Here is a 25,485-nt window from a genome sequence, read left to right as displayed (position 1 = left end):
ATGAGGAAGCTAGAAAACAGTGAACTAGAACGAAAATCCATTAAAGACTTTAAGAATTCAGAAAAAACACCTCTTATAATAGTCTTGGACGACATCCGTAGTTTACATAACATTGGTTCAGTATTTAGAACGTCTGATGCTTTTTTGATTGAAAAAATATATTTGTGCGGCATCACCGCCACTCCACCTAATAAAGAAATTCATAAAACTGCTCTAGGCGCAACTGAAACTGTTGATTGGGAACACCACGAAAACGTACTAGAGGTAATTTCAAATTTGAAAAAGAAAAACATCACTACCCTTGCCATTGAACAAGTAGAAAGCGCAACTTTTTTACAGGATTTCCAAGTAGAAAAAAACCAGAAATACGCTTTGGTTTTTGGAAATGAAGTTTTTGGAGTTTCTCAAGAAGCAGTGGTCCTTTGTGATGGTTGTATCGAAATTCCTCAATTAGGAACCAAACATTCTTTGAATATCTCTGTCAGTGCAGGAATTGTGGTTTGGGATTTGTTTCAAAAACTAAAGCACCTAAATTCATAAGAAACATCTATTTCTCAATTTTACACAGATCACACCTTAACAACCAATATTCTTTGGAATTATTCTAAAACTTTAAAATTATGATTAGCTAAATTTGAGAATTTGCATATTGTAGCAATTATACAAAATCAATGTCTTGCACTACTAAACATTCACTTGAATCTTTACAATTTCCGACTAAACTTTCTATAGTTTTATTCAAAACAGGATGTTTCCATTGGATATTCAAATCTAAAATAGGCATTAAAACAAATTTTCTGTCTTGCATCAAAGGATGTGGAATTTGAAGTTCTTCTGTATGAATTACTTGCTCCCCATAAAAAATTAAATCAATATCAATAATACGAGATTGATACCCTATTTGTTGCTGACGTACACGACCCATTTCTTGTTCTATGGACAAGGCTTTTTTCAAAACTTCCAATGGACTTTGAATCGTTGCAACCTCTAAAGCGCAATTATAAAAAGCATCACTTTCAAACCCCCATGACGGCGTTTCATACAATTTAGAAACCTGAGTTACTTCTCCTATTTGCTCTTTAATCAATTGAATACAAAACAATATATTCCCTAATTTATCTCCTTGATTGGTTCCTAAGGACAAAATAACTTTTTGTTCTAAATTCATTTCTAGACATATCTATTAATTAACCCCAAATTAACTAAAACAATTTTAGAATTAAGAATATATTTGCATAAAGTAAGTTAGGCATTCTGTATCATTGTATAATATTCTGATTTCTTATAAAAAACTAGACTATGAAATTTCTTGGAAATGTATTAGCCACCATTGTGGGACTATTTGTTTTTTGCTTATTATTCCTTTTCGGAATTGTATTTATTTCTGTACTTTTTGGTGGTGATTCGGATCTAACTACTGTGAAGAAAAACTCGGTAATCGAATTAAATTTAACAGACATTGAAAACGATTATGGAGGAAAGTACAAAGACCCTTTGATGACTTTTTTTTCCGACAATAATGAAATAGGATTAACCGATATCATTGACGCCATTGAAGCTGCCAAGACAGACAATGACATCAAAGGGATTTCCATTTTAAACAACAATTCTTCACTAGGAATAGCACAAAGCAAAAGCTTACGTGATGCTTTGGAGGATTTTAAAAAATCCGGGAAATTCATCATGGCCTACTCCAATACCTATTCTCAAAAAGAATATTATTTAAATTCGGTCGCCAATACCATTTATCTCAATCCTGTGGGAGAAATGAACTTCAAAGGACTATCATCTGAAATCTTATTTTTCAAAGATTTACAGGAAAAAACAGGCGTCAAAATGGAAGTGATTCGTCATGGAAAATACAAAAGTGCTGTTGAGCCATTTCTAGACAACAAAATGAGTGAGGCCAATAGAGAACAAATCACCGAATTATTATCATCAGTATGGAACACAATAGTTTCAGATATTTCCAAAAGCCGAAACATTCCCATAACTAAACTGAATGAAATTGCCAATAACCTCTTAGCAAGAACACCAATTCTAGCCAAAGAAAACAAGTTAATAGATAAAATTGGCTATGAGGACGAGTATCATGATGCTTTAAAGAAAACTTTAAAAGTCAAAAAAGACGAGGACTACAATTCCATTTCAATTATAAATTATACCAAAAAAGTAAATCTCGATAAAGAATTTGAAGAGAAAAACAATCAAATTGCTGTTATTTATGCTCAAGGCGAAATACAATCTGGTGAAGGAGACGTAAATACTATTGGAGAGTTATCAATGAACCGCTCTTTACAAGAAGCTCGAAAAGACAAAAAAATCAAAGCAATTGTTTTACGAATTGATAGCCCCGGAGGAAACGCCTTAACTTCTGATTTAATTTGGAGGGAAATTGAACTGACTAAAAAAGTCAAACCCGTTATAGTTTCTATGGGGAATTACGCCGCTTCGGGTGGTTATTATATCGCTTGTAATGCCAACCAAATTTTTGCAGAAAAAAACACCATCACAGGTTCAATTGGTGTTTTCGGAATTCTACCTAATTTTCATCAATTATCTACAAAAATAGGAATAGATGTCGAGCAAGTTAAAACCCACGAAAATGCTTCTGAGTACAGTCCATTTGTCCCTATAAACGAAACATTTAAAGCTGTAACCATCGAAAATGTGGAACATATTTACAAAACCTTCGTAACCCATGTAGCACAAGGACGAAAAATGACTTTTGCAGAAGTAGATGCAGTAGCGCAGGGTCGAGTTTGGACTGGAACCCAAGCCTTAAAAATTGGTTTAGTCGACAAAATTGGCAATTTAAATGATGCTATTAAAGCCGCTGCTAAGCTGGCAAAAACAGAGGACTATTCCACAAAAAACTTTCCTGAATTCGAAAAAAGTTTTGACGATATTTTAAGTAAAATTCCATTTGGACAGTCCAAAGCTGCCTTTATTAAAGAGGAAATCGGAACAGAGAATTATAAAATTATTCAACAAATCAAAAGGCTTCAGAATCGCAAAGGTATACAAGCTATAATGCCTTACGAAATTACTATTGAATAAAAACCTTATAAATCCGTTTTTAACTAAAACGGATTTTTTTTACACAGACAATTTTCCATAAGATCTTAAAATCGTAAATTTATAATTCAATAACGGCAACATTTTTGATACTTACTACTAAAATTAAAATAAACAGATATGCTCAAAAAAATTTCAATCATTGTGTTAGCCCTTCTACTTCTCATGGCAGGGAGTTTGTTTGCAATTCCGTATTTTTTCAAAGATCAAATCAAAGCTAAAATCGCACAAGCCATCAACGAAAAAGTAGATGCCAAGCTAAGTTTCAAAGACGCTGATTTGAGTTTGTTTAAAAGTTTTCCAAATGCAACTGTAACAATAGACTCTCTAGTAATAATCAACAAAGCACCGTTTGAGGGAGACACTCTAGTTGCTTTAGGTGAACTCAATTTAAAAATGTCTGTCAAAGAACTTTTCAAAGAAAAGAGCGAAGCTATAAACATCCAAAGTATCAATTCCAAAAACGGATTAATCAACATCATTTTCAACAAAGATGGAATAGGTAATTACGACATTGCCTTAAAAGACGACAAGCCTTCTGACAACAAAAAAAGCGAGCCTTTATCCTTGAAAATTCAAGACTATAAAATTGAAAACTTTCGATTTCGCTACACAGACCAAGCGTCAAAAATCAAAATGGTCATTGACAGCTTGAATCATGAAGGAACGGGTGATTTTGCAGCTTCTAAATTGGATTTAAATACCAAATCGACAGCCAAGATTTCATTAGATATGGACAAGGTAAATTATATGAACAAGGTAGCTTTGACTCTAGACGCCATTCTTGGAATTGATTTAGACCAAAGCAAGTATACTTTTAAAGAAAACAAAGCTTTAATCAATCAATTACCATTAGAGTTCGATGGATTTATCCAATTGGCGGAAGCAGGACAAGTATATGATTTAAAATTCAAAACCCCCACTTCATCTTTCAAAAACTTCTTAGGTTTAATTCCTGCTGCATACGCTGCAAGTTTAGACAATGTAAAAACAACTGGAGATTTTACGGTTTCAGGATTTGCCAAAGGAACCTATACCGATACAACAGTTCCAAAATTCAACATTGAAATTGCATCTCACAATGCCTCTTTTCAATACCCAGATCTACCAAAATCCGTTCAAAACATTGTTATTGACACAAAAATCATCAATACCACAGGAGTCTTAAACGATACTTATGTCAATTTAGACAAGCTTTCCTTCAAGATTGACCAAGATGTTTTTAATGCCAAAGCTAACATTCGAAATATCACCCAAAATGCCCTGATAGATGCGATGTTGAAGGGCACTATCAATTTAGGAAATTTATCAAAAGCTTATCCAATCAAATTAGACAAACCATTATCCGGAATTTTGAAAGCGGATGTAGAGACCAAATTTGACATGCAATCTGTGGAGAAAAGTGAATATCAAAACATTCGAAATGCAGGAACAATGAGTCTTTCTGGATTTAAGTATACAGATGAAAATGGCAAAGGAATGAATATTAGCAATGCTTTGGTACAGTTCAATCCAAGTCAGGTAAATTTAAAACAATTCAATGCCACTACTGGAAAAAGTGATATAGCTGTCACTGGAATTCTAGACAATTTCTATGGTTTTGTATTCAAAAACCAAGAGTTAAAAGGAAATTTCAATTTAACTTCCAATCAACTCTCCGTTAGTGACTTCATGACAGCCGAAGAACCTGCAAAAACAGAAGCAAAAAAACCGGCTGAAGCCATGAAAATTCCTGCGTTTTTAAATTGCTCCCTAACTGCAAAAGCCAATACCGTTTTATATGACAATCTAACCCTAAAAGAGGTATCGGGAAAACTAATTGTCAAAGATGAAAAAGTAACTATGGAAAACGTAAAAACATCCATTTTTGGAGGAAGTATAGGTTTGAATGGTTCGGTTTCAACCAAAGGAAAAACTCCTGTATTTGATATGAACCTAGGACTAAACCAAGTAGATATTGCTCAATCCTTCACACAATTGGATATGTTGAAAAAAATTGCTCCAATAGCAGGAATAATCAATGGAAAATTAAACTCTTCTATCAAACTCAACGGAAACCTAACTAATGATATGAGCCCTGATTTAAAAACCATTACAGGAGATTTGATAGGGCAATTATTATCATCTACTATCAATGCCGAAAAGTCCACCTTGTTAACAGCTTTAACTTCTAATATTAAGTTCATTGATATGGACAAAATCAACTTAAACGATTTAAAAGCTGCCATTACATTCACAGAAGGTAAAGTAAACATAAGACCATTTGATATCAAATACAAAGACATCAAGGCCACCGTAGGAGGTTCACATGGATTTGACCAAAGCATGAACTACAGTTTAAAATTTGATGTGCCTGCTAAATATCTAGGAACAGAAGCAAATGCTTTAATCGCTAAATTAACTCCTGCTGACGCTGCCAAACTAGAAAACATTCCCATAAACGCAGTGATGACTGGGAATTTTTCAAACCCTAAAATTTCTACTGATATGAAAACAGCGGTAACCAATCTGACCAATCAGTTGGTACAGCAACAAAAAGCAGCTTTAATAAACAAAGGAACATCAAAATTGACAGACCTTATCAATAAAAATAAACCTGCAACTGACACAACTAAAACAGTAATCCCAACCACAAAAGCAGAAGTTCAAGAAAAAGCCAAAGAAGAGGTCAAAGCCAAAGCGAGTAACCTGCTCAAAGGTTTTTTAAACAAAAACAAACCAGCTGAGGAAGCGAAACCAGTAGAATAAGAATTGACAAAGCCGTCTTCAGATTTAATTTGAGACGGCTTTTTTTACTTTTCGTTGAAAAAATGAAGTGAATTTTAGGCTTTGCTTTTTTTAAACCGTAATCTGAACGATATACCCTTCAGACCCACGAATATTAAAAACCGTATTATCTTCAAAAATAAGATACTGTCCTTTTACCCCCATTAGCTTTCCTCGAAATGAATGGGTTTTATCTAAACTTAAACTCTTAACTTTCGACGGATAGGTTAGCACTGGATAATCCATTTGATACAAATCATTTTTATCTAAAATAAAATATTCACGAACTTCGTCAGGTATTAAACTTTCTAATTTTAAACGCTCTGCAATTAAATCAATTGGTTCAATAGAATTTGTTAACATTTTGCGCCAATTGGTTTTGTCAGCATAATGATTTTTAAGCGCCACCTCTGTTATTCCTGCTAGATAACGATTAGGAACTTCTACAATCGTAATTGCCTCATTAGCACCTTGATCAATCCAACGGGTTGGCACTTGTGTTTTACGTGTAACTCCTACTTTGACTTCGCTAGACAGAGCTAAATACACGATATGGGGTTGCAATTGCACTTTTTGTTCGTATTCTAAATCTCTATCGGCAATACCTAAATGAGCTGTACTTAACTCGGGTCTCATAATCCAATCCCCTACTGCAGCACTGGAATAAAAACAGTCATAACAAAAGCCTTGACGAAATATTTTTTTCTTTTTCCCACAATTCAAACATTGATAACCAACAAACTGAATTTCAATTTCTTGATTCAAAATCTGATTCATATTGAGAAAACTATCTTCAAAAACTAAATAATACTGGATAGGATTTCCGTATTCAGTTTGCATTTTTGTCAGTACACCTTCGTACGTCATAAGAATTTAGGAATTAGGATTTTTACGATTTAGGATTTTTTATATCATAATTTTAGTATTTTTGATACCGATGTAAAGTTAGTATTTGTAATTTGATATTCAAATCCTAATTCTGAAATCCTTAATCTACAATAAAAAAATGCCGTTAACCATCATCAATGCATTTGCTTCATGGGTTCTAAAACAACGAATCCATCAAATTGAACTTTTCTTGAAGTATCCTAATGAGGTTCAAGAAGAGCTGCTTATGAATTTGATTCAATCTGCTAAATACACCTCAATTGGTAAGCAACACGGTTTTGATTCTATTTTATCCTATACGACATTTTGTAATCGAGTACCCATCAGTTGTTACGAGGAAATACAACCCCTTATTGAACGCACACGCAATGGAGAGCAAAATTTATTTTGGCCCACAACTGTCAAATGGTTTGCAAAATCTAGCGGTACTACCAATGCCAAAAGCAAATTTATCCCAGTAAGCAACGAAGCGCTAGAAAATTGTCATTATAAAGGAAGTAAGGATTTATTGTGTATGTATTTGAATAACAATGAAGACTCCGAAATGTTTTTAGGCAAAAGTCTTCGCTTAGGAGGCAGCTCTCAAATCTATGAGAACAACAACAGCTACTTTGGTGATTTATCGGCTATATTGATTGAAAACATGCCTATATGGGCTGAATTCAGCAGTACTCCTAGCAGTCGTATTTCCTTAATGAGTCATTGGGAAACCAAAATTGCTGCAATCATCAACGAAACCAAAAATGAAAATGTCACTAGCTTCGCTGGTGTCCCCTCTTGGATGCTGGTTTTAATGAATAAAATGCTCGAAGAAACTGGCAGAGGAAACTTATTAGAATTGTGGCCAAATCTCGAAGTGTATTTTCACGGAGGCGTGAGTTTTGAACCTTATCGCGAACAATACCAAAATATTTTACCCAAAAAAGATTTCAAATACTACGAAATATATAATGCCTCGGAAGGTTTTTTTGCTATTCAGGACCTGAATTATTCCAATGAATTGTTACTCATGCTAGATTATGGTATTTTTTACGAATTCATCCCAATGGATGTTTTTGGCACCGAAAACCAATATGCTATCCGGTTGGCAGATGTAGAATTAGAGAAAAATTATGCAATTGTCATCACCACCAATTCTGGATTGTGGCGCTACTTAATAGGTGACACCGTACGTTTCACTTCCTTGAGTCCATTCCGCATAAGAGTAACCGGTCGTACCAAACACCACATCAATGTTTTTGGGGAAGAGCTGATGATTGAAAACACAGACAAAGCTTTGGCTGAAGCTTGTAAAGCCACACAGAGTGAAATGATCGATTATACCGTGGCTCCCGTTTTTATGAAAGACAAAGAAAAAGGGGCGCACGAGTGGATGATTGAATTTAAAAAAGCACCGCAAGATTTGTCACTGTTTCAAAAAATTCTGGATGAAAGTTTGCAAAACATTAACTCAGATTACGAGGCCAAACGTCACAACAACATGACTTTGAACCCCCTTGTCATCAATGTAGCGCGTAAAAATTTATTTTACGACTGGCTCAAAGAACGTGATAAACTTGGTGGTCAGCATAAAATTCCGAGATTATCAAATAATAGAGATTATCTAGAACAACTGAAGAGCATGCAAGTTAAAGCTGCTGTTTAAAGAATTAATCAACGGTTGTCCATGAACGAATTTTAAATTTTAATTAGTTATTCAAGAATACAAAATGACATAACGATCATAAAGAAATGGATTAACGTTTTTTGATTTAAACCACAGAATCAATAATCATATAAAAAACAAGCCTTAGGTTTTTTTGAATTTCGGAAAGCAACTTTAGTAGAAAGATTATTTTTTTATTCTAATAAATTCTAAAATCTGTGTTCTAAAAAAAACACTCCTTAAAGTCATAACTTTTTTTTGAAAATTTGTTTAATCAGCGTAAGAAACCCAACGAAAGCATAAAAAAAACGGTAACACAATTAAGCATTACCGTTCAGTATTTTATTTGATTCAAAATTATATCTGGTCCATCATATCAATATGTCTGTCGTGGTATCCCAATAAGTATAAAACGCCATCCAATCCTAAACTAGAAATCGAAGTCTCTGCACTTTCTTTTACCGTCGGTTTCGCATGAAAAGCAATTCCCAAACCTGCCAAGTTAATCATTGGCAAATCATTCGCTCCATCTCCTACAGCAATAGTTTGATTGATATTGATTCCTTCTTTGTCTGCTATAGCTTGTAAATATTCTGCTTTCTTTTTACCATCAACAATTTCACCCAAATAGTTCCCTGTCAACTTACCATCTATAATTTCCAATTGATTGGCATGAACATAATCAATTCCTAATTCTTTTTGTAAATATTCGCCAAAATAGGTAAATCCTCCAGAAAGAATCGCTGTTTTATATCCGTAGTATTTTAAGGCTTTCATCAATCGGTGTGCTCCTTTGGTAATAGGCAAATTGACAGCTACATTGTGCAGCACTTCTTCACTTAATCCTTCCAATAAAGCCATACGCTGTTTGAAACTTTCACTAAAATCAATTTCTCCATTCATGGCTGATTCCGTTATTGCTCGTACTTTATCTCCAACACCGTTCAACTCAGCCAACTCATCAATTACTTCAGTCTGAATCAAAGTAGAATCCATATCAAAACACACCAAACGACGGTTCCTTCTATAAATAGTATCTTCTTGAAATGAGATATCAACATCCAAGGTTCTAGAAATTTCCATAAAACTGGCAGTCATTGTTTTTTTGTCTACAATATTTCCAGAAACAGACAATTGTACACAAGAACGAGGGTATTCTTCTATTTCAATAACAGATGTTCTTCCCGTTAATCTTTTAATCGAATCAATATTCAGCTGTTGATCGGACATGATTTTAGCGACGGCCGCTAATTGTTTAGCCGCTAAGGTTTCTCCTAAAATATTAATGATGTAACGTTGTTTGGATTGTGTTTTCACCCAAGTTTCGTAGTCTTCAATAGTGATTGGAATAAATTTCACTTTAATTCCCAATTCGTACCCTTTAAACAACAAATCTTTCAATACTGGAGCAGAGCAAGAACCCGCTTCGATTTCGAACAAAATCCCTAACGACAAAGTGTCGTGAATATCCGCTTGACCTATGTCTAAAACGATGGCATTGTAATTTGCCAATACGGAGGTTAATCCAGCTGTCACCCCTGGTTTATCTTGTCCAGAAACCTTTAATAAAATAATCTCTTTATCTTCTATAGCCATTTTTGTATCTCTATTGATTTCGAATGGGCAAAAATCGGCATTCTATTGTTGATATAAAAGGATATTAAGTGATTTTTTATTATGGTGATGTTAGTTGTAAATACTATAAGGCAAAAAACCTGCTCAAATTAATGAACAGGCTTTTAAAAATATTTTAAAGACTTAAAAATTAAGATGCAATTTCCAAACGCTTCAATAAATTTTTATTCAAGGTTTCGCTGGCGTAGTCTTTATCAATTTCTAAAACTTTTTCATCAGAACTTGGCAAATCATACATCGCATCGGTTAAGATTGCCTCACATAACGAACGCAATCCACGAGCTCCTAATTTGTACTCTAAGGCTTTGTCTACAATAAAATCTAAAGCTTCATCAGTGATACTGAATTCAACCTCGTCCATTAAGAACAGCTTTTGATATTGCTTAATTAACGCATTTTTAGGCTGGGTCAAAATCGCTCTTAACGTTTTTCTGTCCAAAGGATCCATATGGGTTAACACTGGTAAACGACCAATAATTTCGGGAATTAATCCAAAATCTTTGATGTCTTTTGGAATAATATATTGCAATAAATTTTCCTTATCAATATTATCTTCATTCTTTGAAGTAGAATACCCTACTGCTTGACGGTTCAAACGTTTTGAAATTACTCTTTCAATTCCGTCAAACGCTCCACCTGCGATAAACAAAATATTTTGCGTATTTACCTCAACAAACTTTTGATCTGGGTGCTTACGGCCTCCTTTAGGTGGCACATTCACAACTGTTCCTTCCAGTAATTTCAATAAGGCTTGTTGCACTCCTTCACCAGAAACATCACGTGTAATAGATGGATTATCACTCTTACGAGCAATTTTATCAATCTCATCGATAAACACGATTCCTCTTTCTGCTTTAGTTACGTCATAATCTGCGGCTTGCAAAAGACGCGTCAATATACTCTCCACATCTTCACCTACATAACCCGCTTCAGTCAAAACAGTAGCATCTACGATAGCCAATGGCACGTCTAACATTTTGGCAATAGTTTTTGCCACTAATGTTTTTCCGGTTCCTGTTTGCCCCACCATGATGATGTTACTCTTTTCAATCTCTACTTCATCGTCTTGTTGCTGTTGCATCAAACGTTTGTAGTGATTGTAAACCGCTACAGACATAACTTTTTTAGTTTGGTCCTGTCCAATTACATATTGATCTAGAAAAGCTCTAATTTCTTTTGGCTTTTGCAAAATCAAATCCCCTACTACATTAGCGCCTTTACTCGATTTGATTTCTTCGAGTACAATTCCGTGTGCTTGCTCGATACATTTATCACAAATATGTGCATCAATCCCAGCAATCAACAAATTGGTTTCAGGCTTTTTTCGTCCACAAAATGAACATTCTAATTTTTCTTTTGCCATCTTTTAAGGTTAGAAGTCAGGAGTTAGAAGTCAAAAGTTAGTTCGTTTCTCAACTTCTAACTTCTAACTTCTAACCTCTAACTTTAGTTATCTTCTCAACACTTCATCAATCATTCCATATTCCTTTGCTTCATCAGCAATCATCCAATAATCACGCTCACTATCTGCATGTACTTTATCAAAAGTTTGCCCTGAATGGTGTGAAATAATTTTATATAATTCGTCTTTCAATTTCAACATTTCGCGTAAATTGATTTCCATATCAGTAGCCACACCTTGTGCTCCTCCTGATGGTTGGTGAATCATTACTCTTGAATGTGGTAAAGCAGAACGTTTTCCCTCTGCACCTGCACATAGTAATACTGCCCCCATAGAAGCTGCCATTCCTGTACAAATAGTTGCTACATCTGGCTTGATGTATTGCATGGTATCATAAATACCAAGACCAGCATACACACTTCCTCCAGGAGAGTTCAAATAAATTTGAATATCCTTAGAAGCATCTGCACTTTCTAAAAACAATAATTGTGCTTGTACAATATTTGCAATTTGATCATCGATTCCTGTTCCAAGAAATATAATTCTGTCCATCATTAATCTCGAAAAAACATCCAATTGAGAAATATTCAATTGACGTTCTTCAATAATATAAGGAGTCATATTAGTAGGATTCATAGCTGCAATGATCTTATCATAATACATTGCGTTTACGCCTTGGTGCTTTGTAGCAAATTTTTTAAATTCTTTACCGTAATTCATTTTTAAAAAAAGTTTAAAGTTTAAAGTTCAAAGTTTAAGATTGTTCTAATGTGAATATAAAACCTTAAACTAAAAAAACAAAGAGCGCCAAAAAATCTTTCTGACGCTCAAATATACTTAATTTTTATTATTTAGTTTTAGTAATAAAATCATAAAGTTATTTCGTGTTTTTGATTTTCTCAAATCAATCTATATCAACACTTAACCCCTAACCTCTTACCTCTAACTTTAAATTATTCTCCGTAAGAAGCTGCAATAAACTCTTCGTAAGTCACTTCCTTAGTAGTTGGTTTTGCTTTTTCTTTGAACAATTCCAATAATTTTTCAGCTACTACTTGCTCAGAAAGTCTTTTCACTTCATCTTGGTTAGACAAAACTCTAGCTACAATACCTTGAACCTCTTCGTCAGTTGGATTTGTTTGACCAAATTGAGCCATTTGTTGGCGAATATTCTTAGTAGTGAAAGCTTTCAAATCTTCGAAAGTGATTTTAATATCTGATTGAGCCATTGCTCTACCTTCGATTAATTGAAAACGCAATCCTTTTTCAGAACGAGCGTATTCTACTTCTGCTTCTTCAGCAGATAATTTTTTCTCACCTACAGTTTGCAACCATTTTTTAAGGAATGTTTCTGGCAAGTCGAATTTTGTGTTTTCGATTAAGAATTCAGTAACATCACCTAATAATTTTTGATCTGCTTGTTGTGCAAATTGAGACTCAGCATCTTCTTTGATTTTTGCTTTCAAATCTTCTAATGAAGCTACTTTACCTTCACCAAATAATTTATCAAACAATTCTTGATTCAATTCTGCTGGTTCAGAAGTAGTGATTTCTTCGATAGTAAAATCAACATCAACTGCTAAATCGTGTACGTTATCATGACCTACTTTTAAGTAATCCATCAATTGGTGATCGTCTTCAAACAATCCTTTAGTATTTACAGTAATAACGTCACCTACTTTTTTACCAATAAATTTATCCGCAGTAGCTTTATCTTTGAAAACTGACAATGAAATAGTTGTTGTATTTCCAATACCTTCTGCTTCATTTGTAAAAACACCTTTCAAATCAGCTCCTTCAACAACAGTTTCTTGTGGAATTGCTGTACCAAATTGTTTTTGGATACGCTCCACTTGTCCGTCAATTAATTTATCATCTGCAGTAACTACGTATTTTACGATTTCGTTTTCTGCATCTAAATCCAATTCAAAATTTGGCACTAAACCTATTTCGAATTCAAAAGTCAATTCTTCAGCAGACCAATCCAAATCTTCGTTTACAACAGGAAGTGGAGTTCCTAAAAGATTCAATCTTTCTGATTGAATGTAACGCTCAAGAGCTAAATCAACAACTTTTTTTACTTCCTCTTGCTTGATTGCTTTACCATATTGCTTTTCAACAAGATCTTTTGGCACAGCTCCTTTTCTAAAACCTTTTACTTGCGCCAAAGGCATTTTTTCGTTGATTCTTTTTGCTACTTGACCTTTATAATCCATGTGAACCACATTCATTACAATTGTTTCTGTCACAGCGTCTATTGCTACTCTTTTAATATCCATCTTCTTCTTTAATTTACATAATAAAATTGGGTTGCAAAATTATAAAATTTTTACAACCCAAACAAGCTTTTTTATTTATTGGGTTTCAGGCAGTTCTACCAACTTTCACTTGACTACAACATACCGCACTTGCAATCAATGCAATCATTATTCATACTACAGTAAATTTCTACACGAAACCTAGTCATCTTAAAACAGGATTCAACAATTTCTTCTCTAAATATCTACTGTGGCTAACTCAACTCTAAACCGCTTTGAAAACTTCAGCTCTAAACTGAAAAATACCTATAAAAATCATAAAACAATTTGTTTTATACATTAATAATCTTACTTTTAACCTAGAATCACAAGACTATTTGTTTTGAACCCACAAAAACAGTAGCTCTTCCAGATACCACGACAGCACCTATGAAAGAACCTAGTATCCCAAAAAACGAAAAGGAAAGATTAAATGAACTTGAATCATACAAAATAATAGGAGAACTTGAAAATTCAGATTATGATTTTTTGACCCGAATGGCCGCTGAAATTTGTGGAACAAAGATTTCTTTAATCAGTTTAGTCACCGAAGATAAACAATGGTTTTTATCCCATCACGGTATTGAAGTTAGAGAAACACCTAAAGAATTGGCTTTTTGTGGTCATGCAATCAACAAACCAGATGAACTATTCCTTGTTGAAGACGCAACCAAAGACGAACGTTTTTTTGACAATCCATTAGTAATTGATGAGCCAAATGTTATTTTTTACGCTGGAATGCCTTTAGTGAATGAAAATGGTTATTCATTAGGAACCTTATGTGTTATTGACAATAAACCTAAAAAACTTTCTACCGAACAGATTAGCTCCTTAAAAATGCTTTCTAATCAGGTAATGAAATTGCTTGATCTACACCGCAAGACTTTAGTTCTCAACAAACAAAACACACGTTTAAAAAAGATAACCGAACTTTTCAAAGAAAGTCAACGTATCAATCATGTAGGTGCCTGGGAATTAGACCTAGAAACAGGCGAAACACTATGGACAGAGGAAATATATGCCATTTATGAGGTTCCTCAAGATTTTGACCATAACAAAGAAAAAGCGATAAATTATTACCATCCTGAGGACTTACACCTTATCGTAAATGCAATCGAAACGACTTTAAAAACGGGGGAACCTTATGATGTTGTCTGTCGTTTCATTTCGGCTAAAAACAACTTAAAATGGGTACGTTCTTCAGGAAGGCTTTGGCAAGAAGAAGGCAAAAAAGCAAAACTTATTGGTGTTTTTCAAGACATTACAGAACGCAAAAACACCGAAGACCAACTTCGTATTAGCGAACAAGCTTTTAGAGGTAATTTTGAATCTGCCGCAATTGGTATGGCATTATTAGACGAAAAAGGCAGATGGATTAAAGTAAACAAACAACTTTGTCAAATCTTAGGCTATTCAAAAAAAGAATTCATGGAGCTTACCTTTCAAGACATCACACATCCAGATGATTTGGCTTCTGATTTATTTTTATTAAAACAATTAATCCAAGGAAAAAGAGACAGTTACACTTTAGAAAAAAGATATATCCACAAGAATGGCCAGATAATCTACATTATTTTGGCTGTTTCTATGGTTCTTAATGAAGAAGGTAAAATACTTTACTTTGTTTCCCAAATTGTAGACATAACCGAGGTAAAAAATATTGAACATAAACTAGCCAATTCACTTTCAAATACTCAAGCAATATTAGATGCAAACACTCAAGTAGCAATTATCGGAACAGATTTAAAAGGAACCATTACACTTTTCAATAAAGGTGCTGAACAAATGCTAGGCTATAATGCCGAGGAACTAATCAATAAATCTACTCCTTTTATCTTCAACCTTAAAGAAGAAATCAAAGAAGTAGCCCAAGAATTAGAAAAAGAGCTCAATGAAAAATTTGAAGGAACGCAAATATTTGCAGCTAAAGCAAAAAAAGGAATCCCTGATACACGAGAATGGACATTAAGAAGAAAAGATGGCAGCCTCTTATCTACTCTATTATCAATTACTGCAGTAAAACATAACGGAAACATAACCGGATTTCTAGGAGTAGCAGCTGATATTACGGAAACTAAAAAATCTGAAAAAGAAACACAAGAACTATTAGAAATTGCGCAATCCCAAAACGACCGACTAAAAAATTTCGCCTACATCGTTTCTCATAACTTACGATCGCATTCAGGCGGAATCTCTTCATTAATAGAATTAACTGAATCAGAGGCTCCCGATTTTAGTCAAACTGAAATTTTTGAATATTTAAAAAAATCTTCTAACAACCTCACTGAAACAATCATTCATCTTACAGAAGTCGTTCAAATTAATTTATCCTCTAAAGAAAAACTAACCTCAACCTTATTGAATCCAGTATTAGAGAACAACATCAATAGTTTAATAACGCAAGCAAAAAAAGCAAATATCACAATTATTAATGAAGTTGACACCTCAACAATGGTTCAAGCCGTACCCGCTTATCTAGATAGTATCGTAATGAACTTCATGACCAATGCTATCAAATACAGTTCAAATGAAAGGGATAGTTATTTGAGAATAAATACTGAAAAAACCAATGACTACATTATACTAAAATTTAGCGACAATGGCCTTGGTATTAATTTAAAAAAACATGGTGACAAACTTTTCGGAATGTACAAAACATTTCATAATCACGCTGACTCTAGAGGAATTGGTTTGTTTATCACAAAAAACCAAATTGAAGCCATGAATGGTAAAATTGAAGTAGAAAGCGAGATAAACGTAGGCACTACTTTTAAAATATATTTAGACTATGAAAAAAATTGATCAAATTTGCATCATTGAAGATGATCCAACTCACTTGTTTATCACCAAAAAATACGTGGAGCTATCCGGTTTAGTGGAAAACATTATGATTTACAAGAACGGAAAAGAGGCTTACGATAAATTAAAAGCTATTTTTACTGCCTCTCAAAAACTCCCTGAAATCATATTATTAGACCTCAACATGCCCATTTGGGATGGCTGGCAGTTTCTGGAAGAATTCCTTAAAATCCCAATCAAATCAAAAATTAATATTTTTATCCTGACAAGTTCAGTAAATCTTGAGGACCGAATTCAAGCTGCAAAATTTAATCTCAACGGAAAATACTTGGTCAAACCTATTACTTTTGAAGAAATCAAAACTATTTTAGCAGAATTCAATTAACCTATTTAAAAAGACCTCTTTCATTTCTAATCAAGAAATCGAAAGAGGCTTCTATTTAATCAAAATTGCTTTTTCACTTTCGTACTACGAATATTTCTTGTCCAATTTCTAAAATGCCTTGGTTTTTTGCAATAACGTTTTGACCGAAAATCACTTTCTTTTCCACTTTTTTGTATTTTGACAAAGTCAACAAAGGCTCTTTTCCTGCAAACTGTCCCAATTCAGGATTTACAGTTGTAATTACACATCTCCCTGAAGGCTTGACCCCATAAAAAATCAATGAGCCAATATGGAATTCTTTCCAAGATTCTTCCTCATAAGCCTTTCCTCCTGTAAAAACAAAATTAGGCCGAAAGCGCTTTATGGAAATAGGATTATCTAAGCGTGAATTCAAATCATTTAGTGACGTTTGTCCAATAATTAAAAAAGGAAATCCATCCGAAAAAGAAGTTATATCACCAACACTAACTGCATATTTAGAATCTACTTTTCGATGGCTTTCTTCGGGCATATACACCAACCGAACTGAAAAACCTAAAATCTTTGAAAACCAATTTGAAATACCTTCATCGACTAATATGGCCTCTACTTCATCCTCCCAAACTACTACCTTTACTCTTGAGTTATCATTCTTTTGCGAAAGCGAAATTTTAACTCGCTCACCTATAAAGTTTGAATGTGTTACCAATAGAAATCCATCTATTATTTGGACCTGAAATAAAGCCAATTGAGGATATTCCCTTTGTGTAATAAAAATGCCTGAATCGTCAACTAACATCCAACGACGATCCAGTTCTAATCCACGCGAAGTCACTTGCGATTGCTTTAAAGAAATCCCTGATAATGATTTTATAGGGTATACCCAAATTTCTAAAAGTTGTAACATCTTTTTATTTTCAAAAATAACAAAACTATTTACGACTTCATTAATAATTTAGGTTCACACCAAAACCAATTCCCATATCACTATCATAATGAGTTGTCAACCCTATATTTTTACCAAGAATATATTTTAAACCTCCCATATACTCTTTATCTGTATTCACCATAAATGCCATTCTCAATCTCTTGGTTAAAGGAATATCTTCACGCATTAATTGCATTCTTAAATTTCCATCGTGAAAAACTTCAACTTGAAAAACGACCAACATTGGCAAGGTATAATTAAACCCTAAACTGGCTTGAATACGTTTGTCTTTGGTGCTGGTTTGACCAAATAAATTCTCTTCGATTTCACCATGTTCTAACTTTCTGTAACGTGCATCAAGTCCAATAAACGGCATGAACCATTGATTCCTTCCAATGTATCTCCCAATATGCGTTTCTGATTCATAACCATGATGATCTTGATAGCCCAATCGCCATTCCGTTCCAAAACTCCAACGGGCATTTTGCACCATTGCCATTCCATCATTACCGTTGGTAGCAAAATCATTTTCAACCATAAAATGAAGTTTATTACTTTCGGCTTGTAATTTTTTATAGGCTTTAGTTTTGTTAGGCAAATAAGGATTGGGCGATTGGTTCTCATAACTAAACACCCGATTCATTCCCGCCATCATGTGATACAAAATATGACAATGAAAAAACCAATCTCCTTCAATGTTAGCTTCAAATTCAATTACATCTGTTTCCATTGGCATAATGTCCAACACATTTTTTAATGGTGCATAATCACCTTTTCCGTTGATTACTCTAAAGTCGTGACCGTGCAAATGCATTGGGTGGCGCATCATGGAATTATTATATAAGGTAATCCTAACCACTTCTCCTTTCTTAATTAAAATCTTGTCAGTTTCTGAAAAGACTCTGTTGTCCATACTCCAAACGTAGCGGTTCATATTTCCAGTTAGTTCAAATTTCAGTTCTCGAATCCCCCCGACCCCCAAAGGGGGAATTGGCAAAGTGGTTATAGTGGGAGATTTTAACATCCCATAATTTAACGTTACTATCTTGTTTTTTTCGGAACTCATATCCATTTTTGAATGATCCATGTCCGTAGAATTCATTTCTGTTGTTTCGTCGTCTACTTTTTTCATGGCACCGTGATTCATTTTACTGATTTTCTCCCCTCCTTTGGAGGGACTGGGGGAGGATTCAGGATACATCACGGCATTCATATCCATTTTTTGCAAACTCATATCCATTCCCATATCATCCATGGTACCATTCATTTTCATCATGCTGTTCATCATCTTCATACCTTCAAAATAGTTCAGCTTTGGCATTGGAGACGCATGTTTTCTAGTTCCCTCACCAATAAAGACTGAAGCCGATTTAGTTCTATCCTCTGGAGTTGCCACAAATTCATAAGCTGTATTTTCTTCACGAACCGTGACTATAACATCATAAGTCTCAGAAACACCAATAATCAATCGGTCTACTTCAACAGGCTCTACATCATTCCCGTCATTGGCCACAACTGTGATTTTACCACCAGCGTAGTTTAACCAAAAATAAGAAGACGCTCCACCATTTGAAATCCGTAACCGAACTTTATCCCCAGCTTTGAATTGTGAAAGTTGGCTTTCGTTTGAACCATTAATCAAAAATTTATCATAGTAGACATCACTGACATCCATAGCTAACATGCGCTTCCATTCGTTGTTAATTTTGGTTTTAAAATGTCCTGCCTTGATGGCTTCTGCATAACTTTGAGTAGCTCCTTTTTTAATCGCAAACCAATCGGTTGCATTGTGTAGCATTCGATGCACATTTTCAGGTTTATAATCGGTCCATTCGCTCAAAATGATTGGTACTTGTGGAATATCGTCTATGCCTTTTCGAAAGCTAGCATCGTTTGATTTCTTATTTAAAATCATAGAGCCATACATTCCTATTTGTTCTTGCAAACCACTATGACTATGGTACCAATGTGTCCCAGATTGAATGATTGGAAAACGATATACATGCTCCGCCCCTGGCTTGATAGGCATTTGCGTCAAATAGGGCACCCCGTCTTCTTTATTAGGCAAATAGACTCCGTGCCAGTGCAAGGAAGTGCTTTCTTTTAATTCGTTATACACATGAATTTCGGCGATATCCCCTTCAGTAAAAGTTAGGGTTGGCATTGGAATTTGTCCGTTGACAGCAATGGCTCTTTTTTCTTTTCCTGTAAAATTCACAATCGTATCTCTAATATAAAGATCATAGCGAACGACTTTACCAGAATTTTTTTGAATATCTTGAGAGAAAATTATATTTGTCGTCAATAATAAAATCCCAATTGACAACCGATTTTTAAAAATAGTTTTTCCAATCATTTTAAATGTTTTTTTTTAATCATCATTTAACAACTACAATGAGAATTGTTTTTAACATTTTCAAAACACTCTCTTCCTTCTTTTATTGAAAAATAAACCAATCCTAAAGCTCCTAATACATCTGCATATTGAAATCCAAAGAAATAATACAATGCACTTGAAATTAACAACACCACACTCATATACACACAAACCAAGGTACATTTCGCATCAGCAATTATTGGTTTTGAATTCAATTTGTTCCCAATTTGCATTTGTTTAGTAACTACAAAAAGCATGATTACAATAGAAATTATAGAAATAATTACACCAAACAAAGTATTCATTGGCAAACGATTCTCCATAAGGCTTATTATTACTCCAATAAAAAGGATGACACTTAAAATATAAAAACCATAGCCTGTAATTTTGAGCGCCGTTTTTTCATATTGTGTTCGATTACTTTTCGGATTTTGCTGAATTCGTTTAATCATATAAATTACCCCTAGATTTGACGCAACTTCTACAGCGCTATCAAAACCAAACCCAAAAAGCGTTAAACTTTCTTCTTCATAACCAAAATGTACTGCTAGAATACTTTCAAGAATATTATATACCATTACAAATATTGCAATGTTTAATGCCATTTTATAAAGTTTTTGAACTTCCATCTATTACAATTTTAAGCTACGTAATCGCAACGCATTTGAAATCACTGAAACCGAACTAAAACTCATTGCCAACGCCGCAATCATGGGAGACAGCAATAAACCAAAAACAGGAAACAAAACTCCCGCCGCTATAGGAATTCCCAGCGCATTATAGAAAAAAGCGAAAAACAAATTCTGTTTGATGTTTTTCATCACGGCATGACTTAGCTCCTTCGCTTTTACAATTCCTTGTAAATCGCCTTTGACCAAAGTAATTTTAGCACTTTCAATTGCCACATCAGTTCCAGTTCCCATGGCAATTCCAATATCTGCTTGTGCTAAGGCAGGCGCATCATTGATTCCGTCCCCAGCCATGGCCACAACTTTGCCTTGCGCTTGCAATTTTTTAATATATTCTAATTTGTCCTGAGGCAGATAACTGGCTTTAAAATCGGTTAATTGCAAATGATTGGCTACAGATTTGGCGGTATTTTCATTATCTCCAGTAAGCATTACCACTGAAACACCTTGTGATTTCAAACCTTGTATCGCTTCATAACTAGTAGCTTTAATGGCATCAGTAATCACAATATAACCCACCACTTTTTGATCTATAGCAATATAAGAAACTGTTTTTCCTTGTTTTTGTTCGGCTACCACCTCAGCTTCAATTTCTGAAAAGTTTCTAATTGTTTTTTGTTCCAACAGTTTTTTGTTTCCTAAATAAATTTCATGTCCGCCCAGTTTTCCATAAACACCTTTTCCTGTAAAGGATTCAAAATCTTCTACCGATATAAAACTTGCTTTTTTTTCTTTTGCAAATTGAACAACTGCAGTAGCAAGCGGATGTTCGCTACTTTGATTTAAGGAAGCTATTTGCCCTAAAACTTCTAGTTCTTCTCCCTGTTTGACGACTATCTTTTCTACTGAAGGTTTGCCCTCAGTTATAGTCCCAGTTTTATCGGTGATGAGTACGTCAATTTTGTCCATTTTCTCAATGGCTTCAGCATTTTTTATTAAAACCCCTGATTGCGCTCCTTTCCCTACTCCAACCATAACCGACATGGGGGTTGCCAGACCTAAAGCACAAGGGCAAGCAATAATCAATACCGCAATAGCATTGACAAAGGCGTATACCAAACTAGGTTCTGGTCCGAATTGCCACCAAATGAAAAATGTTATAATCGAAATTACCACAACAATCGGCACAAAATATTTGGCAATTTTATCGACCAAATTTTGAATTGGTGCTCGAGAACGACTGGCATCACTCACCATTTGTACTATTTGCGAAAGCAAAGTTTCAGAACCTACTTTTTCGGCCACCATCAAAAAAGATTTGGTACCATTAATAGTTCCCGAACTTACTGGATCGCCTTTCTTTTTATCCACTGGAATGGGTTCTCCTGTAATCATGGATTCGTCAATCGTACTATTGCCCTCGGTAATTTGGCCATCCACTGGAATTTTCTCTCCTGGTTTTACTCTAATACTATCTCCTTTTTGAATGTCCTGAATAGTAATCACTTTTTCCTCCCCATCTTTGACTAAAGTAGCCTCAGTAGGTGCTAATTTTAATAATTCTTTGATTGTTCCACTGGTTTTACTATGTGCTCTGGCTTCTAGCAATTGCCCCAATAAAACCAAAGTTAGCACCACAGTCGCCGCTTCAAAATACAAATGAACCGTTCCGCTATGCGTTTTAAATTCCACAGGAAAAATATCTGGAAACAGCATAGCGATAACACTAAAAACGAAAGCAACTCCCGTTCCTAACCCAATCAAGGTAAACATGTTTAAATTCCAATTTACGACTGATTTCCAAGCTCTTTCAAAAAACATCCAACAGGCATAAAAAACTACTGGAATAGAAAAAAGGAACTGTACCCAATTCCATTTCTCAATATCCATCATTTTATACAATGGATTTCCGGGAATCATTTCAGACATGGCAATTATAAAAACAGGAACTGTAAAAGCCACCGCTATTTTCATTTTACGAACCAAATCTAAATAGGTTTGGTTTTCCACCGATTCCGAAGTCTCCATGGGAACTAAATCCATTCCGCAAATAGGGCAATCTCCAGGTTGGTCATTTACAATCTCTGAATGCATTGGACAAGTATATTGTGTTTTTTGATTGAATACAGGCTGTTGTACCAAATCCATTCCACAAACGGGACAATCCCCAGCTTGATCATAAACTTTGTCACCTTCACAATGCATCGGACAATAATATTTACCTGCAGCTACATTAGAAGTAGCTACTGTTTTATGATTATGAGCTCCTCCAACACTGCAACATGATTTTTCATTTGAATGTTTATTTTCATATGCATGATGGCCTTTTATCATTTCAATAGAATAGTCCCCAACAGCAGCTAATACTTCTTTTAATTGTTCCGTAGGTACATGACTTACCATTGTGATTTCTGCTTGTGGTGGAAGAAGGGTTACTTTTGCTTCCACTCCAGCTATTTCATTGAGCGTATTTTCCACTTTGGTTCTACAACCCTCACAAGACATTCCTTTTATTTTATACGTATGTTTCATTTTTATGTTATTTAAAACTACTGCTACAAATTTCCGAATGATAGCACTGTTATGTATTGCAGAATTATGGAAAAGATTTGTATGATTTAAATTCTGTATTATTCAGTGATAAATTTGGATGCTATAATTTTCAAGCAGATTACCCAGATTCTCACAGAAGATTGGCTAAAATATTTTTATCAAAATCAACATTTAAATTTGCGAATTAGCGGTGTTTTTAAACTTATAATTCATCAATTTGTCTCCTTTTATTATCCTTTAAGTTCTTAAAATAAGTTGGCGTAAATCCAGTCACTTTCTTAAACTGATTACTCAAATGCGCCACATTGCTGTAATTCAATTGAAATGCAATTTCACTCAGCGTTAATTCATTATAAACCAACAATTCTTTGACACGCTCAATTTTTTGAAGAATATAATAGTGCTCAATCGTGATGCCTTCCGTTTCGGAAAACAATTTACTCAACGCACTATAATCCTGATGTAACGCCTCGACTAGATAGTCGGACAAATTTACTTTGAGTTTCTCCTGATTATAATACAAATTTTCAATAATCAAGGTTTTGATTCGTTCCATTAGCTGCGTTGTTTTGTCATTCAATAATTCAAAACCTAGCTTCTTTAATTCCTCGGACAATTGTTGTTTCTGACTCTCTGTAAGTAAACGTAGCAGTGTCACCTCACCCAATTGAATATGAGAAAATAAAATTCCTTGCGTTTCCAAAAGCGTTTCCACTGCTGCAATACAACGATTACAAACCATATTTTTGATATAAATCTTCATCTTTATTTACATTTTGTGTCCTTCCATCGGATTGCTTCCTTTTCTGAACCTGAATTCGCTATTGATTCCATAAGCCCCAGTAATGACAATTTTCTCATTGGCATCAATAGGCGTTTTTATTTCTATTTTCCCGTTGCGTTCTAATCCCGTTTCAATCATTCTATTTTCATAAACCCCTTTTGCTTTTTCTAACCAAATATAAGCGCCTTTTTCTTCGCGAATAACAGCATCCGTAAGCACAAACAATCCTTTCACTTTCGATTGTGTTATTTGTACCAATGCTTGCATTCCGGGTTTTAACTGTCCATCGGAATTTGTAACTTCCATTCGTACGGCTAATAATCTAGAATCGGGATTTATCTCAGGATTAATAAAACTGACTTTGGCATCCAAAACTTTGGTTGGATAATCCACAAAACGAACGCGAGCTGTTTGACCTAGTTTTAAACTTTTAGCATACTGAACGGGAACCTGTGTTTCTAACCAAAGCGAACTTAAATTTGCCAATTCGACAATCCCCATTCCCTCCATCAAATAACTACCTTCAGTTACTTTTATTTGCGAAATCACTCCACTAATCTGACTGTAAAAAGTGGTATAAGGCGAGACATCAGCTGTTTTTTTAATTGCATCAATTTGAGTAGCTGACAATCCGTAAAACACCAATTTTTGTTTGGCAGCCTGCAATAATGTTTTGGCATTTTTTCCAAAATCCCCAGGCATATCAAGTTGCTTAAAAGCCGTATAATAATCTTGCTTGGCTATAGCCAAATCTTCGCTATACAACTGATAGAGCGGTTGATTCTTATGCACAATATCACCTTCCGTTTTAAAATACAATTTCTCTAATCGTCCCATCGCTCTAGACGAAATGGTTTTGAGTATTTCTTGATTGTAGCTCAAAACTGCCGTGTAATTTTCAGCGACACTATTCTCAGTTTCACTAACCGATTGCGTCGTAATATTTCCCAATTGCACTTGCTGTTCGCTCAACGTAATTTCGTTGCTATTACCCGATGCTTTTTTCATAGGAGTCAGCTCCATATGACAAATCGGACATTTACCAGGCTTGTCTTCTTTCACCTGCGGATCCATCGAGCAGGTGTAATAAATTCCTTCTTCGGTCTGGTGGTTGTGTTCCTCCTGATTGGCTTCTTTTTTATTATTGCAAGCCAATGCCACGAAAAACAACATTACAAAACCTATATTTCTTAGTATTTTCATCACTAATTTTTTATTTTTTTACCCCAAATTTGTACAAACTAACACTTTTGTTTTTTCACCATTAAGAGATTAAGAAGCTAGACTAAATGTACCTTAATTTCTTAATGGTTTAATTTTTAAAATCATCACTAGAATTC

18 protein-coding genes are annotated in these 25,485 nt (G+C 34.5%); 6 read left to right on the top strand and 12 right to left on the bottom strand.

Annotated elements, in window-relative coordinates; translation table 11 throughout:
* Window positions 1–540 carry an RNA methyltransferase gene (locus tag ACNH59_RS07640; RefSeq protein ID WP_418264820.1) on the top strand — a complete coding sequence of 180 codons (540 nt, stop codon included), beginning with the start codon at window positions 1–3 and terminating at the stop codon, window positions 538–540.
* A 118-nt stretch (window positions 541–658) separates the two neighbouring features.
* Here ACNH59_RS07640 and folK read toward each other — a convergent pair whose 3' ends face one another.
* Complete coding sequence (folK, locus tag ACNH59_RS07635; RefSeq protein ID WP_418264819.1) at window positions 659–1,168, bottom strand: 2-amino-4-hydroxy-6-hydroxymethyldihydropteridine diphosphokinase; 510 nt, start codon at window positions 1,166–1,168, stop codon at window positions 659–661.
* Between the two features lie 131 nt (window positions 1,169–1,299).
* On the opposite strand from folK, the gene sppA reads away from it, so the two are divergent.
* Window positions 1,300–3,060 (top strand): signal peptide peptidase SppA, encoded by a 1,761-nt coding sequence (sppA, locus tag ACNH59_RS07630; RefSeq protein ID WP_418264818.1) that lies wholly within the window; start codon window positions 1,300–1,302, stop codon window positions 3,058–3,060.
* 138 nt (window positions 3,061–3,198) lie between these two features.
* Window positions 3,199–5,826 carry an AsmA-like C-terminal region-containing protein gene (locus tag ACNH59_RS07625; RefSeq protein ID WP_418264817.1) on the top strand — a complete coding sequence of 876 codons (2,628 nt, stop codon included), beginning with the start codon at window positions 3,199–3,201 and terminating at the stop codon, window positions 5,824–5,826.
* Between the two features lie 90 nt (window positions 5,827–5,916).
* Here ACNH59_RS07625 and ACNH59_RS07620 read toward each other — a convergent pair whose 3' ends face one another.
* Window positions 5,917–6,711: a DUF2797 domain-containing protein gene (locus tag ACNH59_RS07620; RefSeq protein ID WP_418264816.1), complete on the bottom strand. Its 795-nt coding sequence runs from the start codon at window positions 6,709–6,711 to the stop codon at window positions 5,917–5,919.
* Window positions 6,712–6,850: 139 nt separating this feature from the next.
* Between ACNH59_RS07620 and ACNH59_RS07615 the strand changes: the two genes are divergently transcribed.
* Window positions 6,851–8,377, top strand: a complete 1,527-nt coding sequence (locus tag ACNH59_RS07615; protein ID WP_418264815.1) for a GH3 auxin-responsive promoter family protein — start codon at window positions 6,851–6,853, stop codon at window positions 8,375–8,377.
* A 357-nt stretch (window positions 8,378–8,734) separates the two neighbouring features.
* Here ACNH59_RS07615 and serB read toward each other — a convergent pair whose 3' ends face one another.
* From serB to ACNH59_RS07595, 4 genes are all read right to left on the bottom strand, one after another.
* Entirely contained in the window at window positions 8,735–9,973 is a 1,239-nt protein-coding gene (gene serB / locus ACNH59_RS07610) for a phosphoserine phosphatase SerB (protein ID WP_418264814.1), read from the bottom strand.
* A gap of 169 nt (window positions 9,974–10,142) precedes the next feature.
* Window positions 10,143–11,375 carry an ATP-dependent Clp protease ATP-binding subunit ClpX gene (gene clpX, locus ACNH59_RS07605; RefSeq protein WP_418264813.1) on the bottom strand — a complete coding sequence of 411 codons (1,233 nt, stop codon included), beginning with the start codon at window positions 11,373–11,375 and terminating at the stop codon, window positions 10,143–10,145.
* Window positions 11,376–11,462: 87 nt separating this feature from the next.
* The gene (clpP, locus tag ACNH59_RS07600; RefSeq protein WP_418264812.1) at window positions 11,463–12,134 is read right to left on the bottom strand and encodes an ATP-dependent Clp endopeptidase proteolytic subunit ClpP; all 672 of its coding nucleotides are present in this window, start codon (window positions 12,132–12,134) and stop codon (window positions 11,463–11,465) included.
* A 233-nt stretch (window positions 12,135–12,367) separates the two neighbouring features.
* Window positions 12,368–13,693, bottom strand: a complete 1,326-nt coding sequence (locus ACNH59_RS07595; protein ID WP_418264811.1) for a trigger factor — start codon at window positions 13,691–13,693, stop codon at window positions 12,368–12,370.
* Between the two features lie 408 nt (window positions 13,694–14,101).
* Between ACNH59_RS07595 and ACNH59_RS07590 the strand changes: the two genes are divergently transcribed.
* Together ACNH59_RS07590 and ACNH59_RS07585 are read left to right on the top strand one after the other, a co-directional pair.
* Window positions 14,102–16,513 carry a PAS domain S-box protein gene (locus ACNH59_RS07590; protein ID WP_418264810.1) on the top strand — a complete coding sequence of 804 codons (2,412 nt, stop codon included), beginning with the start codon at window positions 14,102–14,104 and terminating at the stop codon, window positions 16,511–16,513.
* Window positions 16,500–16,895, top strand: a complete 396-nt coding sequence (locus ACNH59_RS07585; RefSeq protein ID WP_418264809.1) for a response regulator — start codon at window positions 16,500–16,502, stop codon at window positions 16,893–16,895. Before ACNH59_RS07590 ends, ACNH59_RS07585 begins: the two co-directional genes overlap by 14 nt.
* A 73-nt stretch (window positions 16,896–16,968) precedes the next feature.
* On the opposite strand, the gene ACNH59_RS07580 is transcribed toward ACNH59_RS07585, so the two are convergent.
* The 6 genes from ACNH59_RS07580 to ACNH59_RS07555 all read right to left on the bottom strand — a co-directional run bounded on the left by ACNH59_RS07580 (window position 16,969) and on the right by ACNH59_RS07555 (window position 25,348).
* The gene (locus tag ACNH59_RS07580) at window positions 16,969–17,781 is read right to left on the bottom strand and encodes an MOSC domain-containing protein (RefSeq protein ID WP_418264808.1); all 813 of its coding nucleotides are present in this window, start codon (window positions 17,779–17,781) and stop codon (window positions 16,969–16,971) included.
* A 40-nt stretch (window positions 17,782–17,821) separates the two neighbouring features.
* Window positions 17,822–20,158, bottom strand: coding sequence for a multicopper oxidase domain-containing protein (locus ACNH59_RS07575; RefSeq protein WP_418264807.1), 2,337 nt, complete (start codon window positions 20,156–20,158; stop codon window positions 17,822–17,824).
* 26 nt (window positions 20,159–20,184) lie between these two features.
* Complete coding sequence (locus ACNH59_RS07570) at window positions 20,185–20,808, bottom strand: cation transporter (protein ID WP_418264806.1); 624 nt, start codon at window positions 20,806–20,808, stop codon at window positions 20,185–20,187.
* 3 nt (window positions 20,809–20,811) lie between these two features.
* Window positions 20,812–23,340 (bottom strand): heavy metal translocating P-type ATPase, encoded by a 2,529-nt coding sequence (locus ACNH59_RS07565; RefSeq protein ID WP_418264805.1) that lies wholly within the window; start codon window positions 23,338–23,340, stop codon window positions 20,812–20,814.
* Between the two features lie 223 nt (window positions 23,341–23,563).
* On the bottom strand, window positions 23,564–24,124 hold the full coding sequence (locus ACNH59_RS07560) for a helix-turn-helix domain-containing protein (protein ID WP_418264804.1): 561 nt from the start codon (window positions 24,122–24,124) through the stop codon (window positions 23,564–23,566).
* A gap of 6 nt (window positions 24,125–24,130) precedes the next feature.
* The gene (locus ACNH59_RS07555; RefSeq protein WP_418264803.1) at window positions 24,131–25,348 is read right to left on the bottom strand and encodes an efflux RND transporter periplasmic adaptor subunit; all 1,218 of its coding nucleotides are present in this window, start codon (window positions 25,346–25,348) and stop codon (window positions 24,131–24,133) included.
* Window positions 25,349–25,485 lie beyond the last annotated feature (137 nt).

Origin of the sequence: Flavobacterium faecale, from assembly GCF_048320115.1 — a bacterium.
Lineage (GTDB): Bacteria > Bacteroidota > Bacteroidia > Flavobacteriales > Flavobacteriaceae > Flavobacterium > Flavobacterium faecale_A.
This window is presented reverse-complemented; position numbering and strand designations above follow the sequence as displayed.